Source organism: Bradyrhizobium sp. CCBAU 51745, from assembly GCF_028128715.1.
GTDB lineage: Bacteria > Pseudomonadota > Alphaproteobacteria > Rhizobiales > Xanthobacteraceae > Bradyrhizobium > Bradyrhizobium manausense.
The window spans coordinates 72503-87678 of record NZ_LBJP01000091.1; the positions used below are offsets into that span (position 1 = coordinate 72503).

Genomic DNA, 15176 nt, shown 5'->3' on the forward strand with positions numbered 1-15176 from the left:
GCGGCCTAACACTTCACGGGAGGCTTCAGCACGCAACGCCCGGCCGGCGTGCAAAAGCACGCGACCGCACGGATCGCAGACCGAAAGCGATTGCGGCGTCAGTCCTCCCCTCGCGCCTTGCTGTCTTGACCGCGACCGCCAAAGGGGCGGGCCGGCTTATGGCTGCCGGGCAAGCAAAGGCGGTCGCACCAAATCAGCGGGCTTGTGCGCCGTCAATCGGAAAATGGGCAAATTGACGGCGGGTCAAAAGCTTAAGATCGCAAAAGCTTAAGGCAACCGCGCCGGCGGCGAATTCTCAGCCGCCGGTGACGCTCATATGCCTGGAGACGCTGGGGCGGTCGTGGCGGCGGTCGATAATGAAATCGTGGCCCTTGGGCTTCAGCCCGATGGCGCGGTCGATCGCATCCGCAAGCAGGATGTCGTCGCTGGAGGCGCGCAACGGCTTGCGCAAGTCCGAGGCATCCTCGTGGCCGAGGCAGGTGTGCAGCGTGCCGGTGCAGGTGATGCGCACCCGGTTGCAGGATTCACAGAAATTGTGGGTCATCGGCGTGATGAAGCCGAGCTTGCCGCCGGTCTCGGCGACGCTGACATAGCGGGCCGGCCCGCCGGTGCTCTCGGCCAGATCCGTCAGCGTGAATTGCTGGGCAAGCCGCGCGCGCACCAGCGAGAGCGGCAGATATTGGTCGATGCGGCCCGCGCCGATCTCGCCCATCGGCATCACCTCGATCAGGGTCAGGCCCATACCCTTGCCATGGGCCCAGCGCATCAGGTCGGGGAGCTCGTCCTCGTTGAGGTTCTTCAGCGCCACTGCGTTGATCTTCACGGCAAGGCCCGCAGCGCGCGCGGCCTCGATGCCTTCCAGCACCTTGTCGATCTCGCCCCAGCGCGTGATCTCGCGAAATTTCCGGGGATCGAGCGTATCGAGCGAGACGTTGATGCGGCGGACGCCGCAATCGGCAAGCTCCTGCGCATATTTTGCCAGTTGCGTGCCGTTGGTGGTCAGCGTGAGCTCGCCCAGCGCGCCGCTCTCAAGGTGCCGCGACAGCGAGCGCACCAGCGACATCACGTTGCGCCGGACCAGCGGTTCGCCGCCGGTGAGCCGCAGCTTTTTCACGCCCTTGGCGATGAAGGCGGAACAGAGCCGGTCGAGTTCCTCGAGCGTTAGGAGGTCCGCCTTGGGCAGGAACGTCATGTCTTCCGACATGCAATAGAAGCAGCGCAAATCGCAGCGATCGGTGACGGAGACGCGCAGATAGGAAATGGTGCGACCGAACGGATCGGTCATCGGGCTCGACAGCGCGGCGAGGGGACTCGCAGTGGATCCGTTCATACCAAATGCCTTGCCAAATGCCTTGTCACTGACGGCGACGGGCGCACCGCTGCTTCAAGCGATGCTCAGCGGCCAATCTAAGCATGGTATGCCACAAGGACAATCGTGCAGTGCACGGAAGATCAGCGCTTGCCGGCGTTCGGATCGGGGAACGCCGTGGCGGCTGCGGGCGCTGCAGCATCGGCGGGCGCGGCTGCGACCGGTTTCGGCGTCTTCGGCCGGTGCGGCTTCTTCTTCACGGGCTTCAGCGGCACTGCAGGCTGAAGTTCCCCGAAGACCGGATTCGGGTCGGTGGCCACAGTCGCAGAGGTGGTGAGATCGCCGGGAGTCTTGATTACGTTCACCGGCACGGTGGTCGGCTGATATTTGGGCAGCGCGTAGGTGACCGTGAACGGCGCCTCAGGGGCAGGAATCGAGACGGAGCAGGGGGTCTTGCAGCCTCCACCCAGCGAGGTCGTCGCATCGGCCCCGGGGGGATTTGATTCGAGCCGGACCTGAAGGGTCGGCGGCGCCGATTTGAACATGTCCCAAGACATCGAGGAGCAGCCACCGAGGCTCGCTCCCGCTAACGCAATCGCGATGACACGACGCATGACCCATCCACTTCTACTGCGACGAACCGCCACATAACCCCGCGCGGACCTTAGGGGCGTCGTTCCGGGCAAGCAACCGGCGGACAATGCATAGTTAATAGATGGTTAACGCGGGTTCCGCTGGGATAATCGAGCTATCTCAGGAGCTTGCCGGACGGCTAGGCGGTCATCAGGCTGCGGGCGGCAGCCGGCAGGTCGCGCATGTGATGGATCAGCCGGTCCGGCTTCAGCTCGGCGATGGGCACGTCCGTATAGCCGAAGCTGACCCCGATGACGGGCACGCCGGCGCGCCGGGCCACGCCGACGTCGGTTCCGGCATCCCCCACCATGATACTGGCTTTGATCTCACCGCCCGCCCGCGCCACGGTCTGGCGAAAAATGGTCGGATCCGGCTTCTGGACGCCGAACGTATCCGCCCCGCAGATCGCCGCGAAGCGGCGGCTCAGATCGAGCTGGTCCAAAAGCCGCTTCGACAGCCATTCCAGCTTGTTGGTGCAGACCGCAAGCCGATGGCCCTGCGCGGCGAACAGGTCGAGCGCGTCAAGCAACCCCTCGAAGGGGCGGGATTCGATCGCAATATGGTCGGCGTAATAGGCGATGAAATCGGCCGTCATGCGGTCCATGTCGCCAGGCGTGACCGTCCGCCCTTCGGCCTCCAGGCCCCGCTCGATCAGCTTGCGGGCGCCGGCGCCGATCATATTCCGGGCCGAGGCCATCGGCACCGGCGGCAGGCCTTCACGGTCGAGCACGTAGTTCAGGGCGGTGATCAGGTCTGGCGCCGTATCCACAAGCGTGCCGTCGAGATCGAACACGAGGGTGTAGGGGCCGATGTTGTCTTTGGAGGTCATGCAAAAAGCGCTATCGGTCCGCCCGGGCCGACGCAAGGGGCAGGGCCGTAAGATCAGCTTATGGGCCTGTTCCGGGCCCTGTTCTCGGGGGAAAAACGAGGCTACATAGGCCGCCGCAAGCGGCTATCGGCGGCACACCTGATTTCGAGAGGCGGGCGCAGACGTGAATATGGACCAGTTGAAGCGGCAGGCCGCGGCGCGCGCGCTGGACGAGGTGCGTGACGGGATGCAGCTCGGGCTCGGGACCGGCTCGACGGCCAAGCATTTCGTCGAGCTGCTGGGAGAGCGCGTTGCCGCCGGGCTCAATGTGATCGGTGTGCCGACCTCGGAAGCGACCCGCGCGGATGCGGAGCGCTGTGGCGTGCCGTTGACCACGCTCGACGAGATCGACCACCTCGACCTCACCGTCGACGGCGCCGACGAGATCGATCCGCAGCTTAATCTGATCAAGGGCGGCGGTGGGGCATTGCTGCGCGAGAAGATCGTGGCGGCCGCTTCGGATCGCATGATCGTCATTGCCGATGACACCAAATGGGTGCCGACGCTCGGGCGCTTTCCGCTGCCGGTCGAGGTGATCCCGTTTGGCCTCGGGGCGACCCGCCGCGCCATCGAGAAGGCATTTGCGCAATGCGGCGTTTCCGGGCAAATGGCGGTCCGCAAGGCCAAAGATGGCCACGTTTTCGTCACCGATGGCGGCCACTGGATCGTCGATGCCCAGCTCGGGCGTATTGCCGATCCGGCGAGCCTCGCCAAGGCGCTGAGCGCGATCCCCGGCGTGGTCGAGCATGGGTTGTTCATCGGCTTGGCCAGCTCGGCTGTTTTGGCGGGTGGCGACGGAATCCGCGTGATTGAACGGCGATAAGCCGCCAAAAGGAGACTAGGAATGAAGAGCGTTTTGAAGATCGTGCCCGCCGCGTGCCTCGCCTTCGCGCTGGCGCTGGGGGCCGTACCCGCGACCGCGCAACAGCAGCCGGCCCCATTGACTCCGGCCGCCATTGCCGCGGCAAAGGAGATTTTGACGCTGAAGAATGCCAGCGCGATGTACGCCGGCGCGGTGCCCGGCATGGTCGAGAAGGTCAAGGCCACGCTGATCGGGCAGAACCTCAACTACCAGAAGGACCTCAACGAGCTCGCCCCTGTTATCGCCAAGCAGCTGGCCGGCCGCGAGCAGGAGATCGGCGACGGCATGGTGGGGGTCTATGCCGGCATGTTCACCGAGCAGGAGCTCAAGGATCTCGTCACCTTCTACAGGTCGCCGCTCGGCCAGAAGCTGCTCACCGCCGAACCCAAGGCCATCAACCTCAGCATGCAGGTCATGAACGAGTGGGCGCAGCACTTCTCGGAAGTCGTCGCCAGCGCCTTCCGGGCCGAGATGAAGAAGCGTGGCAAGGATATCTGACCGTACCTATCTGATCGGAAATCCCTAAAGCGCGGCATCGCGCTTAAGGTTGTCGTTTGAGCATGATCTTTTCGGAAAACCGCTTCACACTTTTCCGGATCATGCTCTGAAAGGGGTCGGAGTGGACAATGGCTGAATTCGACGTCGACCTCTTTGTCATTGGTGGCGGTTCGGGCGGCGTGCGTGCCGCCCGCATCGCGGCCGGGTACGGCGCTTGCGTGATGATCGCGGAAGAGTACCGTATGGGCGGCACCTGCGTGATCCGCGGCTGCGTGCCGAAGAAGCTATTCGTGATCGGCTCGCACTTTCGTCACGAGCTCGAGGATGCCGCCGGTTTCGGCTGGACCGTTCCGCCCGCGAGCTTCGACTGGCCGACCTTGATCGCCAACAAGGACAAGGAGATCGCGCGGCTGGAGGCGGCCTACACGACCAATGTCGAGAAGTCGGGCGCGCAAGTGGTCAAAAGCCGTGCTGTCATCGAGGACAAGCACACCGTCCGCCTGCTCGCGGACGACAAGAAGATCACTGCGAAATATATTCTGATCGCCACCGGCGGTGCGCCCAATCATGGCGTCGCGATCCCCGGCATCGAGCATGTGATCTCGTCCAACGAGGCGTTTCATCTGAAGAAGCTGCCGAAGCGGATCGTGATCCAGGGCGGCGGCTACATCGCGCTGGAATTCGCCGGCATCTTTGCCGGCTTCGGCTCCGACGTCACCGTGATCTATCGCGGCGACAACATTCTGCGTGGCTTCGACGAAGACGTGCGTGCCCATGTCCGCAGCGAAATGGAAAAGCAGGGCATCACCATTCTCACCGGCTGCACGGTGACGAAGGTCGATCGTCACGGCGAGGAATTCACCACGCATCTGTCGAACGGCTCGAGCATCGCTTCCGACCAGGTCATGTTCGCGATCGGCCGCCATCCCAACGTCGCCAATCTTGGCCTCGAGAACGCCGGTGTCGCCATCAATCCGAACAACGGCGGCATCGCAGTCGATCATTTCTCCAAGAGCTCGGTCGACAGCATCTATGCGATCGGCGACGTCACCCATCGCTTCAACCTGACGCCGGTCGCGATCCGCGAGGGCCATGCCTTCGCCGACACCGTGTTCGGCAAGCGCGAGGTGCAGGTCGATCATTCCAACATCCCGACGGCGGTGTTCTCGCAGCCGGAGGTCGGCACGGTCGGCCTGACCGAAACCGAGGCGCGCGCGCAGTTCAGCCACGTCGACATCTACAAGACGACGTTCCGCCCGATCAAGGCGACGATGTCGGGCCGCGACACCCGCGTGCTGATGAAGCTCGTGGTCGACGGTTCGACCGATCGCGTGCTCGGCTGTCACATCGTCGGCGATGGCGCCGCCGAGGTGACGCAAGCCGTCGCGATCGCGGTGAAGATGAAGGCGACGAAAGCCGATTTCGATGCGACCATCGCACTGCATCCGACCGCGGCCGAGGAGCTCGTGACCATGCGCACCCCGACCGCGCGCCACGTGCGCCAGGCGGCGGAGTAGGGCTTGGTTCACCTCTCCCCAGCGGGGAGAGGTCGGATTGCGGAGCAATCCGGGTGAGGGGCCGCAGCGCTCCGTGAGACTGTAACCCCTCACCCGGATCGCATCTTTGATGCGATCCGACCCTCTCCCTACGGGAGAAACGCAAACTGACTTACCAAATGCGCTCAGCCGTATAAATATCCGACCGGCTTGCCTTCGGTGCGCAGCGGTCGAATGTCCTTGTGCGTGATGATCTGGCCGGCGAGACCGTCGATCTCGTCGCGCTGCGTCGGTGTCCAGCTGCGAAGATCGTTGATGCCCTTGAGCAGGCCGAGCCGCAGCACCTGGGTGTTTTCGCCAAGGCCGACGAGGCTGATCGAGTCCTTGCCCGCCGTCACAACATCGCCAGCAGAGAGTTCAAAGCTCTCGCCAGACTTCCTCTTGAACTCGGCGGTGCCGCGAATGACGCGATAGATCGCGACCTCACCCTTGGCAAAGCACGTTGCATCCGCGGCGGCCGACGTGCTCTTCGGCAACAGGGCGTGCCCACGCGGGTCGGTGGCGATGACGTGGCCGGTGACGAGATGGCCGCTCGGAATCTCGATGCCGATGTCGCGCACATAAACCTGCAGGGCCGATTTGACCGGACCTTCGGTGAGCGGCTTGTAGAGCGCATCCAGTGCCAGGGGATCCTGCAGCCAGAAGCCGGCATCGGCGGGACGATCATGCAGCGGGTGGCTCCAGGCCACGCGCGGCGTTTCGTCTTCGTTGATCTGGTCCGGTCCGACGATGGTCGGATTCGGGAAGGTGGTGGGATCGGTGATGAAGGCCTCGAGGAATTTGCCGGAATAGCCCATCGAGATCGGATCGGGCACCACGGTCTGCGGCGTTTTCAAGTTCTCTTCGGTCGAAAGGCCTGACCAGGTATAGAACAGCTGGCGATGCACGATGGCGCTTTGCAGCATCACCGCGCCGGGGCCGACATTGTACCAGCGCCCGTCGTAATCGAAGGTGAATGCGCCCGAGGTCACCAGCACGAGCTGAAAGCCGCCGGGCGGCAGATGCAGATGGAAGTCGGTGGGGCCGGTGTCGGGGCGGTAGATCGGCAAATTGGTCGCGACCTCGTGGAGCAGGAAGGTCTCGTTGTTGGCGTGAAAGCCTTCGTTGGCTCTGTTGTAGAGCGCTTGCGGCCGATAGGTCGCTTCGAACTTGGCGTTCTTGTCGCGATCGATCGCAACGAAGTCTTGCGTGTTGAGGCGGAGCGGCGCGCCGTTCGGATGGGTGAGGCCTGATGTCTTGAGATCGCCCGCAGCATGCACGTTCATGACGTTCTCCGCTCTGCGCCATTGCCAAGCTCGCAATGTCATTGCGAATTTTGGGCCAGTTGATTTGCGAAGCAGCAAGCACGCCTGGTGCCGGCGTGCGGTGAGCCGTTCAGGAAGAAATCCGGTGGCTGCACGGGAGGTTAGATCGGCCGCTGAGGTCGAACGCAGGGCACTCCTCACGAGCCCTGCGATTTCCGGATAGCGGATGACTTGTCTAATTTGTCGGCAAGCATCTCAGTGCACGTGCAGTGGCGCCGTCGGCGGATCGCGCGGGACACCGCAACTGGTCGCGGCGGTGATTGACATCTTGTTCATGTTTTGTTCTTATGCTTTGACCGAGAGGGAGGCAGCCATGGACAACCGCATCAATGACATCCGCAGAACCATCAGGGCGCTTCGCGTCAGCATGCGCGAGGCTGAGGCGATCATGCACGAGCAGATCAACCGCGATGAGGACTGCAGCTTCGTGGCGCAGGAGGTCATCAAGATGCGCTCGGTCATGAGCCTGCTGGTGAAGGAGCGGACCGCGCTCGGCGATTTCGATCCGATCGTCGTGAGCAGCTTCTTCATTCCGCGGCGCAGGTCGGCGCGAAAGCTGGCTGCTGCACAGGCGCCGACTGTCGAGTCGGTGTTCCCACGCCTGGTGGCGCGGGCTTAAGGCGAATGGCGCGCTATGACGGCGCTTGAGCACTACGCCCGATCGGCGCGCTCGTTCCTGAGATCGTCGATGTCGCGATCCATCGTGACACGGCTGCGATATCGTCGCCGCCTTCGCGATAGGCGCGAAGCTGAAATTCAGCGGAGCTGCCGCGGTCCACAATGGTGCGGCAGTGCGCGATTTCGGCGGAGCATCCCAGGGCATCCGCATCCTCGGAGGTGTCGTCGATGAGTCGCGACAGCATCTCCGAGATCGTCACCGGACCCTCCCTTGATGCAAAGATGCAATCCGTGCCGTAGCGCTGGGCGCGCCATTTGTTCTCGACCGCAATGGCGCGTTCGACCGCGGTGACCTGCTTCGACAGATGCGGCCGCAGATAGAGATGCCGCGTCAGGCAGCGATACAGCGAAGCGATGGCGACGGCGTCGTCGACGAAGGTGCAGGTGTCGGGCGCGCGAAGCTCCAGTGTCGGATGCTTCATCGATGGTCGCATCGCCCACCAGATGTGGCTCTCGTCGGGAATCACGCCGGAGCGCTGCAATGCGCCGACATAGTCGTCGTAGTCGCGCTTGCTCTCGAACAACTCGGGCAGGCCGGTGCGCGGCAGCTCGGAATAGGCCGCCAGCCGGTAGCCCTTCAGTCCCGTCTTGTGCGAATTCCAGAACGGCGAGGACGCCGCGAGCGCGATGAACAGCGGCAGATGCGGCAGCATTGCCCGCATCACCGCCATCCGCTTCTCGGGATCCGGCAGTTGAACATGGACATGCATGCCGCACATCAGGTTGCGATGGCCGATGCTGCGCAGATCCTCGATCATCTCCGCATAGCGCGGCTTCGGGCTCGGCTGCGACATGCGCCAGACCGCCGTGGGGTGCGTGCCGCAGGCCATGATGGCAAAGCCATATTGTGCGGCAACGTTGGCGACCTCGCGGCGCAGGAATCTCAGCTCTTCCCGCGCGTCATTGACGTCGACGTGAACATTGGTGGCGACCTCGAGCTGGGATTGCAGCATCTCGCGCATGGCCTGGCCGCCGGTCGACCAGTTCGCCGATTCGAACAGCTCGTTCGGAGTCCGGATCGCGACCTCGAGGGTGCGACGATCGGCGAGGAAATACTCCTCCTCGATGCCGAAGGAATAGTCGGCCGCCTTGCCACGCCCGCCAGCGGAGCGAATGACGAGATGCTGCTTGTCGTCGGAGGAATCGAGGCGCAGCAATTTCAACACATCCGAAGCAATTGTCATCCGTGCCACCGGCGATGGTACTACCTGCGGGCGATAATCCGTCGGATGGGGAGCCGGTTCCGCATTGGAGCCGCTGGAAATTGCAAGGCCGAGCGGAACCATTTTCGCAGCTTCGGCTGCGCGCGATCGATGGATGCTCGGGCTCGGTGATGTAAGGCGCCGTTTAGGTCGGAAGCGGGATCAGGCTTGCGACCTCGCGATCCCCGGCGTTGTCGCTCGCCGCAAGACCTTGCGCGACGCCGATGCGATCGGCCTCCGGCCGGTTCTGGCTCATCTTGCGCTTGCCTTCGAACCTGATGACGGGGATGCGCACGCCGACGATCCCGCGCAGCTGCGCGGCGATGAAATCCGCAGGCGCGTCACGAACCGCCCACGGCTTTGCGCGCGCGCCTTCGTGCTTGCTGGTCAGCCGTGTCACGACCTCGAGCAGGCGCTCCGGCTCGTGGAAGAATTCCACCGGGCCGTAGGCATGCACGGCGACGTAGTTCCAGGTCGGCACGACCTTCTCGGTCTCCTGCTTGGTCGCGTACCAGGACGGCGTCACATAGGCGTCGGGACCTGAGAAGATCGCGAGCGCATCGCCGATCGGCGGCAGCTTCCATTGCGGATTGGCCTTGGCGACATGCCCGTACAGCACGCCGCGCTCACCTTCGGCCTCGTCGAGGAAAAGCGGCAACGGGGTCGCGACCGGACCATCGGTGGTCGCCGTGACGAGGCTTGCGAGGCCGGCGGCGCGAATGGTTGCGCGGATGCTCTCGATGTCGTCGTCCCTGAAAGCCGGGGGGATGTACATGGCGGGTCTCCGTTCCTGATACGGATAGCCGGAATCCGGCCTGTCATAAACCGCCGGTTCTCAATGATTTCATCAGGCCGGATCGGCAATCGCCTGCGTTTTCACCCTATTCGCCGAGCGTTTCGGCGTAAGTCTTGCCGTAGGGATAAAAGTGCTCCTTGCGGCCCTGGTCCCACTGCGCCCTGAACCCGGGCGCGGTGATGTCCCAATCCGGACGGCAGCTCATGCTGACGGCTCTGAGATCCCCGCGAAGCTCTTCGACGGTCGGGCGACCGAAGAACCAGTAGCCGTTATAAATCTTGTGAATACGCAAGCCGGGCGCCAGCACGATGACATGGGGAATCATGGGATTGTGGACGGGATCGGTGTATTCGGCGATGTCGAGATCCTTCTGCACGATCCGTCTGGGATCGGACAGGAAAGGCCAGTGGGCTCCGGCGCCGGTTCGGTATTCGTTGGTCTGGATGATGGTATCGGTGGTGATGGTGACGAGCCGGCAATAGCCGACCTCCATCTCGCGATGGAGCTGCAGCAGACCTTCGGTCTGGCGACGGTCCTTCGGACAGAAGCCGCCGCGGCCTAGCACGACGATCATGGGATCGATGCCCTGCAGTTCCGAGAGCCTGCGGTGCTTGCCGGTGTGGTCGCTGAGCTCGTAGTCGGGGAAGGTCGCTCCTGGCATCATGTCGGGTCGCATGAGGCTCTCCTGTGTCTTTAGAGATCGATCACGATCTCGCTGTGGGGCCGGGCGCAGCAGATCAGCACATTTCCGTCCGCCGGCGCGTCGAGCGGATCGGGCTGATAGCTGACGTCACCGGCAATGAGGCCGCTCTCGCAGTTGTGGCACACTCCCGTCCGGCATGACCAGCGCACGGGGATGTCGCAGGCCTCGGCCAGCTCGAGCAGGCTGGCATAGGACGGCGCCCAGCGGACATTGAGGCCGCTACGGGCAAAGGACACCATGGGCCCGGGACCCGCCGCTCCCGCCGGCCTATGCGGGGACATCTTCTTCGTCGACGTCGCGATGCCCGGCGTCAGCGACGGCCTGGCGCCAAACAACTCGGTGTGGATACGATCGGGCGCCACGCCCGACGCGCGGAGCCCCGAGGTGAGGTCGCTCATGAAGGGGCCCGGTCCGCACAGATAGAAGTCGGCGTCGCCTGGCAAATCGAGTTGCCGGAGCAGGGCAGCATCCAGATGTCCTACGCTGTCGAAATCGATTTCCGGCCGGTCGCCGGGATCGGGCCTGCTGTAGCAGACATGGCTATGATGGTGGGGAAGTCTGGTCAGGAGTTCGCGCACCTCGACCGCGAAGGCATGCTCGCGGCGGTTGCGGGCACCATGCAGCCACCAGACATCTCGTTGCGATGCTTCTGCTGCGAGCGCGTGAAGCATCGCGAGCACCGGCGTCACGCCAATGCCGGCACTCAGCAGGACGACGGGTTGCGTGTCTTGTCGTAGCGTAAAGCTGCCGCGGGGCGCACCGAGTTGCACGACGTCGCCGGGCCGGAGCTGGTCGGCGACGTATGTGCTGGCGATGCCGTGCGGCTCCCGTTTGATGCTGAGGCGGTAGGACGCCGCATCAGCCCGGCTCGATAGCGAATAGCTGCGGGTCATTGCCGCCGTGTTGGGAGGCCCGAACCTGATGATGACGAACTGACCGGGCAGGGCGGCGGCCCCGGCGTGTCCATCCGCAGGTTCGAGGACCAACGACGTCACGTCGTTGGTTTCGACGATCTTGCGCTCGACGCGGAACGGCCGGAATCCGCGCCATGCCGGAGGCGGGCCCGCCGCCGGGCCGAGCCCGGCATTGCCGGCTGGCGCATTCTGGCCAAGCAGGGCCTCGAAGGAATGACGCCAGCCACGGCTCAGCGCCGGAATCCTGAGCGCGCGTTCGAGCCGGTCGCGCGGGTGAGGGGGCAGGTAAAGCAGCGCATTGATCTCGGCCACGCTCATGCTTTCAGGTCCGCGCGCGACCTGAATGATCTCGTCGCCGGCCCCGACGTCACCTTCCTCGATCACGCGAAAATAGAAACCGGGCCGGCCGTGCTTGACCAGCAGTGCGGCCATGTCGGGCTCCTGCATGCGAATGCCGAGCCGGTAGCACGTGACGCGCGGCTGGGTCACTTCAAACAAGGCAGAGCCGATCCTGTAGCGATCTCCGATGCAGACGTCGGTATCGGCGAGGCCTTCGACCGTGAAGTTCTCGCCGAATTGACCAGGGACGAGGTTCGAGCGCCCCATATGTCCTTGCCAGTAGCGATAGGATGCGTCCTGATAGACGTACACCGCGCGCTGTTCGCCGCCGTGACCCGCGGTATCTCCCTGGCCATCGCCATCGATGTTGAGCTGCCGCACCCTGCGCCGGCCCTCGATGGGAGCCTTCCAGATGCCGGTATGGACCGTCCTGCCTTGCCAGGCGACGTCGCGCGGCAGGCCGACATTGACGGACAGCAAGCGTGCCATTTCTGTCTCCGGCGCCGCCCGTCGACCCGGCGGATTCCGGATCGAGGCAGTCTCAATCTGCACCCGGATCGTGGCTTTGGCGCGTTAGGCGTTGTTAGACTTTGCTAGGGGGTCTTGCCGCCGCCCGCCTGCACGCTGATCTAGAAGCGGGAAACGACAAGGCGGGAGATCGCGATGGATGACCTGGCCACACGCGCGGCGCTGCAGCGTCATTGGGACGCTTCGGACGCGAACGATTTCGAGGCCGAGCATGACATCTATCGCGACGATGCCGTGCTCGACTATCCGCAGTCCGGCGAACGCATCCGCGGACGCCGGAACATTCAGCAGAGCCGCTTCGTGCAGCCGAACAAGAAGCGCTTTACGGTGCGGCGGATCATCGGCGGCGGCGATCTCTGGGTGAGCGAGTTCGTCCTGACCTATGACGGGGTGCCGTCCTACGTCGTCAGCATCATGGAACTGCGTGACGGATTGGTGGCGCACGAAACGCAATATTTCGGCGACCGGTTCGATCCGTCACCATCGCGCGCGGATCTCGTGGAGCGGGTGGGGTAGACGCGCGAACACTCCGCTGTCATTCCCCGCGCAGGCGGGGAATCCAGTACGCCGCGGCTTATCGGCGGATCACTGTTGTCACAGAGTACCGGATCGCCCGCTTACGCGGGCGATGACGGCGAGGAATATGGCAACATGGAACCTCGCTGCGGCGGCTCGCCGCACGTCGGCCGGCTTGATTCCCTCCTCCTCATCTTTATCTCTCGAGCGAACAAGAATCCGGGCCCCTCTGGCGAGGACGCTGACCCTCTCAGCAAAACCTCGCGATGTCGGATGACCTGTCCCCGCGCGAATGCGATGGATCAGCCGATTGTCGGGCCTTCTTGACCTCTCTCCGACCTCATCGTCCCCATCGCAAGCTCCGCGCGGCCATTTCGCAAGCACTGGGAGCGACGATGTCTGACGCCAACGACACCAATTCCATCGAAGCCGAGATCACCGAGCCGTCGCGCTTCAACGAGCAGGCTGCAGTAGCGCTGGTGATATCAGGCGCGCTGGTTGCAGTCGCCGATCGCCGCGTGTCACCGGTCGAGCGCGACGAGGTGATCCGCTTCATCAGGGAGCGCGGTCTGGCGCCGCACATCAGTGATGACCGCCTGTCGTCCATGTTCGACGAGCTCGCCGCACGGCTCGAGGAGCCTGACTTCGCCAATGTCGTCATCGACACACTGCGTCCGGTCTCGGATCTGCCGCTGTCGTCCCATCTCATCGAGCTGTCGGAGCGCGTCGCGGCGGCGGACGAAGACGTGCATCCGCACGAGGTGCAGGCGATCAAGTTGTTGCGCCTGCTGACGCTGGTGCTGCCGCGCGCCAAGCCGGTCGGAGCGGCCAGTACCGCCGCGAAGGGGTGATCGATGAGCACAGCTTCGAACGAACAGAGGACGAAATCCGGGGGCGCCAGCGGCAGACCTGCCGGCGGCGACCCGCGGCTCGACGCGCTCGTCCATCGGTTACCGCCGCGCCTTGCCGGCACCGTCGACTATCTCCTGCAACCGTCCAGCCGCTGGATCCGGATTCCCTCCGGCGCGCTGCTCGTCGTCGGTGGCGTGCTGTCGTTCCTGCCGGTGCTTGGCATCTGGATGCTGCCGCTCGGCCTCGCGCTGCTCGCCGAGGACGTGCCGGCGCTACGCGCGTCGCGCTCAAAGGCCTTCGACTGGATCGAGCGCCGCAAGCCGCACTGGCTGGACCCGTCAGATCCGAAGAATGACGAGACATGATTGACTTCATCACGGCCGACGCGCTGACGGCGCTGCTCCAGGTCGTTCTGATCGACCTCGTGCTCGCCGGCGACAACGCCGTCGTCATCGGCCTTGCCGCCGCCGGTCTGCCGTCCGAACAGCGTCGCCGCGCCATCATCGTCGGCATCGCCGCCGCGACCGCGTTGCGTATCGTCTTCGCCGGCGTTGCAACGCAGCTTTTGCAGGTGATCGGCCTGCTGCTGGCCGGCGGCGTGCTGCTGCTATGGGTGTGCTGGAAGATGTGGCGCGAGCTGCGCGAGCAGGCGGCGCATTCCAGCCAGCTCGCGTTCAGTCATGGCAATAGTGGCAACACGGAGGTGCGGCGCAAGACGTTCGGGCAGGCGGCGATGCAGATCGTTGCCGCCGACGTTTCGATGTCGCTCGACAACGTGCTCGCGGTCGCGGGCGCCGCGCGCGAGCATCCCTACATCCTGGCGTTCGGCCTGTTGCTGTCGGTCGCGCTGATGGGCGTTGCCGCCGATCTGCTCGGCCGCCTGCTGCAGACGCAGCGCTGGATCGCCTATGTCGGCCTCGCCATCATCGTCTACGTCGCCTTCGAGATGATCTATCGCGGCTCGCTCGAGCTCGTGCCTGTCATCGCAAGTCTCTAAATCACACCTTGGTTTTTCCTGCTTCGCCTTCCTGGAGTCATCGATGTCGTCCGAACCCAAAGCAGCTTTGGCGAACCCGCCGGTCGGCCTGTTTCCGCGGCTGATTTTTGGCTCGCGCTGGCTGCAATTGCCGCTCTATGTCGGCCTGATCGTCGCGCAGGCGGTCTATGTGCTGCTGTTCCTGAAAGAGCTCTGGCACCTGGTCGCGCACTCGTTCGACGCCAGCGAGCAGCAGATCATGCTGGTCGTGCTCGGGCTGATCGACGTCGTCATGATCTCGAACCTGCTCGTGATGGTGATCGTCGGCGGCTACGAAACCTTCGTCTCGCGCCTGAATCTGCGCGGCCATCCCGACGAGCCGGAATGGCTGAGTCACGTCAATGCCAGCGTGCTCAAGATCAAGCTCGCGATGGCGATCGTCGGCATCTCCTCGATCTCGCTGCTCAGGACCTTCATCGAGGCCGGCAATCTCGGAACCACGCGCAGCAATTTCACCGAGACCGGCGTGATGTGGCAGGTGCTGATCCATCTGACCTTCATCATCTCGGCGATCGGCATCGCCTGGGTCGACCGCCTCAGCGATGTCGGGCATCGCAGGGAGAACGGTCACGCCTGAGCGCG

The 15176-nt window shown here is 64.1% G+C and carries 17 protein-coding genes; 9 read left to right on the plus strand and 8 right to left on the minus strand.

What is annotated here, in order from left to right; all coding sequences use genetic code 11:
• Window positions 1–295: 295 nt before the first annotated feature.
• The 3 genes from moaA to XH98_RS33210 form a co-directional block, all read right to left on the minus strand.
• Entirely contained in the window at window positions 296–1330 is a 1035-nt protein-coding gene (gene moaA, locus XH98_RS33200; protein WP_271621094.1) for a GTP 3',8-cyclase MoaA, read from the minus strand.
• Between the two features lie 122 nt (window positions 1331–1452).
• A complete protein-coding gene (locus tag XH98_RS33205) occupies window positions 1453–1923 on the minus strand; it encodes a hypothetical protein (protein WP_271621095.1) in 471 nt (156 codons plus the stop codon).
• A 158-nt stretch (window positions 1924–2081) separates the two neighbouring features.
• A complete protein-coding gene (locus XH98_RS33210; RefSeq protein ID WP_271621096.1) occupies window positions 2082–2771 on the minus strand; it encodes an HAD-IA family hydrolase in 690 nt (229 codons plus the stop codon).
• Window positions 2772–2934: 163 nt separating this feature from the next.
• Here XH98_RS33210 and rpiA point away from each other — a divergent pair, with 163 nt between their 5' ends.
• The 3 genes from rpiA (at window position 2935) to gor (ending at window position 5687) form a co-directional block, all read left to right on the plus strand.
• On the plus strand, window positions 2935–3633 hold the full coding sequence (rpiA, locus tag XH98_RS33215) for a ribose-5-phosphate isomerase RpiA (RefSeq protein WP_271603258.1): 699 nt from the start codon (window positions 2935–2937) through the stop codon (window positions 3631–3633).
• A 21-nt stretch (window positions 3634–3654) separates the two neighbouring features.
• Window positions 3655–4170: a DUF2059 domain-containing protein gene (locus XH98_RS33220; protein WP_271603257.1), complete on the plus strand. Its 516-nt coding sequence runs from the start codon at window positions 3655–3657 to the stop codon at window positions 4168–4170.
• Window positions 4171–4298: 128 nt separating this feature from the next.
• Window positions 4299–5687, plus strand: coding sequence for a glutathione-disulfide reductase (gene gor, locus XH98_RS33225; protein WP_271621097.1), 1389 nt, complete (start codon window positions 4299–4301; stop codon window positions 5685–5687).
• Window positions 5688–5851: 164 nt separating this feature from the next.
• Here gor and XH98_RS33230 read toward each other — a convergent pair whose 3' ends face one another.
• Entirely contained in the window at window positions 5852–6991 is a 1140-nt protein-coding gene (locus tag XH98_RS33230) for a hypothetical protein (RefSeq protein WP_271603255.1), read from the minus strand.
• A gap of 352 nt (window positions 6992–7343) precedes the next feature.
• Between XH98_RS33230 and XH98_RS33235 the strand changes: the two genes are divergently transcribed.
• Complete coding sequence (locus tag XH98_RS33235; RefSeq protein WP_271603254.1) at window positions 7344–7649, plus strand: hypothetical protein; 306 nt, start codon at window positions 7344–7346, stop codon at window positions 7647–7649.
• Window positions 7650–7662: 13 nt separating this feature from the next.
• Here XH98_RS33235 and XH98_RS33240 read toward each other — a convergent pair whose 3' ends face one another.
• The 4 genes from XH98_RS33240 to XH98_RS33255 all read right to left on the minus strand — a co-directional run bounded on the left by XH98_RS33240 (window position 7663) and on the right by XH98_RS33255 (window position 12151).
• Window positions 7663–8892, minus strand: a complete 1230-nt coding sequence (locus XH98_RS33240; protein WP_271621098.1) for a carboxylate-amine ligase — start codon at window positions 8890–8892, stop codon at window positions 7663–7665.
• A gap of 163 nt (window positions 8893–9055) precedes the next feature.
• Window positions 9056–9685, minus strand: a complete 630-nt coding sequence (locus XH98_RS33245) for an FMN-binding negative transcriptional regulator (protein ID WP_271621099.1) — start codon at window positions 9683–9685, stop codon at window positions 9056–9058.
• Between the two features lie 106 nt (window positions 9686–9791).
• Entirely contained in the window at window positions 9792–10382 is a 591-nt protein-coding gene (locus XH98_RS33250) for a redoxin domain-containing protein (protein ID WP_271603251.1), read from the minus strand.
• Between the two features lie 17 nt (window positions 10383–10399).
• Window positions 10400–12151, minus strand: coding sequence for an MOSC and FAD-binding oxidoreductase domain-containing protein (locus tag XH98_RS33255; protein ID WP_271621100.1), 1752 nt, complete (start codon window positions 12149–12151; stop codon window positions 10400–10402).
• Window positions 12152–12325: 174 nt separating this feature from the next.
• On the opposite strand from XH98_RS33255, the gene XH98_RS33260 reads away from it, so the two are divergent.
• The 5 genes from XH98_RS33260 (at window position 12326) to XH98_RS33280 (ending at window position 15171) form a co-directional block, all read left to right on the plus strand.
• On the plus strand, window positions 12326–12706 hold the full coding sequence (locus XH98_RS33260) for a nuclear transport factor 2 family protein (protein WP_271603249.1): 381 nt from the start codon (window positions 12326–12328) through the stop codon (window positions 12704–12706).
• Between the two features lie 395 nt (window positions 12707–13101).
• Window positions 13102–13557 carry a TerB family tellurite resistance protein gene (locus XH98_RS33265; protein ID WP_271603248.1) on the plus strand — a complete coding sequence of 152 codons (456 nt, stop codon included), beginning with the start codon at window positions 13102–13104 and terminating at the stop codon, window positions 13555–13557.
• A 3-nt stretch (window positions 13558–13560) separates the two neighbouring features.
• Window positions 13561–13923: a hypothetical protein gene (locus tag XH98_RS33270; RefSeq protein ID WP_271603247.1), complete on the plus strand. Its 363-nt coding sequence runs from the start codon at window positions 13561–13563 to the stop codon at window positions 13921–13923.
• The gene (locus XH98_RS33275; protein ID WP_271603246.1) at window positions 13920–14555 is read left to right on the plus strand and encodes a TerC family protein; all 636 of its coding nucleotides are present in this window, start codon (window positions 13920–13922) and stop codon (window positions 14553–14555) included. Before XH98_RS33270 ends, XH98_RS33275 begins: the two co-directional genes overlap by 4 nt.
• A gap of 43 nt (window positions 14556–14598) precedes the next feature.
• Window positions 14599–15171, plus strand: a complete 573-nt coding sequence (locus XH98_RS33280) for a TIGR00645 family protein (RefSeq protein ID WP_271603245.1) — start codon at window positions 14599–14601, stop codon at window positions 15169–15171.
• Window positions 15172–15176 lie beyond the last annotated feature (5 nt).

Excerpts from the sequence above, each read along its gene's own strand:
- XH98_RS33220 (WP_271603257.1), top strand. The coding sequence starts at position 3,655 with ATGAAGAGCGTTTTGAAGATCGTGCCCGCCGCGTGCCTCGCCTTCGCG.
- gor (WP_271621097.1), top strand. The coding sequence starts at position 4,299 with ATGGCTGAATTCGACGTCGACCTCTTTGTCATTGGTGGCGGTTCGGGC.
- XH98_RS33250 (WP_271603251.1), bottom strand. The coding sequence starts at position 10,382 with ATGCGACCCGACATGATGCCAGGAGCGACCTTCCCCGACTACGAGCTC.
- moaA (WP_271621094.1), bottom strand. The coding sequence starts at position 1,330 with ATGAACGGATCCACTGCGAGTCCCCTCGCCGCGCTGTCGAGCCCGATG.
- XH98_RS33275 (WP_271603246.1), top strand. The coding sequence starts at position 13,920 with ATGATTGACTTCATCACGGCCGACGCGCTGACGGCGCTGCTCCAGGTC.
- XH98_RS33270 (WP_271603247.1), top strand. The coding sequence starts at position 13,561 with ATGAGCACAGCTTCGAACGAACAGAGGACGAAATCCGGGGGCGCCAGC.
- XH98_RS33240 (WP_271621098.1), bottom strand. The coding sequence starts at position 8,892 with ATGACAATTGCTTCGGATGTGTTGAAATTGCTGCGCCTCGATTCCTCC.
- XH98_RS33235 (WP_271603254.1), top strand. The coding sequence starts at position 7,344 with ATGGACAACCGCATCAATGACATCCGCAGAACCATCAGGGCGCTTCGC.
- XH98_RS33210 (WP_271621096.1), bottom strand. The coding sequence starts at position 2,771 with ATGACCTCCAAAGACAACATCGGCCCCTACACCCTCGTGTTCGATCTC.
- XH98_RS33280 (WP_271603245.1), top strand. The coding sequence starts at position 14,599 with ATGTCGTCCGAACCCAAAGCAGCTTTGGCGAACCCGCCGGTCGGCCTG.
- XH98_RS33230 (WP_271603255.1), bottom strand. The coding sequence starts at position 6,991 with ATGAACGTGCATGCTGCGGGCGATCTCAAGACATCAGGCCTCACCCAT.
- XH98_RS33245 (WP_271621099.1), bottom strand. The coding sequence starts at position 9,685 with ATGTACATCCCCCCGGCTTTCAGGGACGACGACATCGAGAGCATCCGC.
- XH98_RS33205 (WP_271621095.1), bottom strand. The coding sequence starts at position 1,923 with ATGCGTCGTGTCATCGCGATTGCGTTAGCGGGAGCGAGCCTCGGTGGC.
- XH98_RS33265 (WP_271603248.1), top strand. The coding sequence starts at position 13,102 with ATGTCTGACGCCAACGACACCAATTCCATCGAAGCCGAGATCACCGAG.
- XH98_RS33260 (WP_271603249.1), top strand. The coding sequence starts at position 12,326 with ATGGATGACCTGGCCACACGCGCGGCGCTGCAGCGTCATTGGGACGCT.
- XH98_RS33255 (WP_271621100.1), bottom strand. The coding sequence starts at position 12,151 with ATGGCACGCTTGCTGTCCGTCAATGTCGGCCTGCCGCGCGACGTCGCC.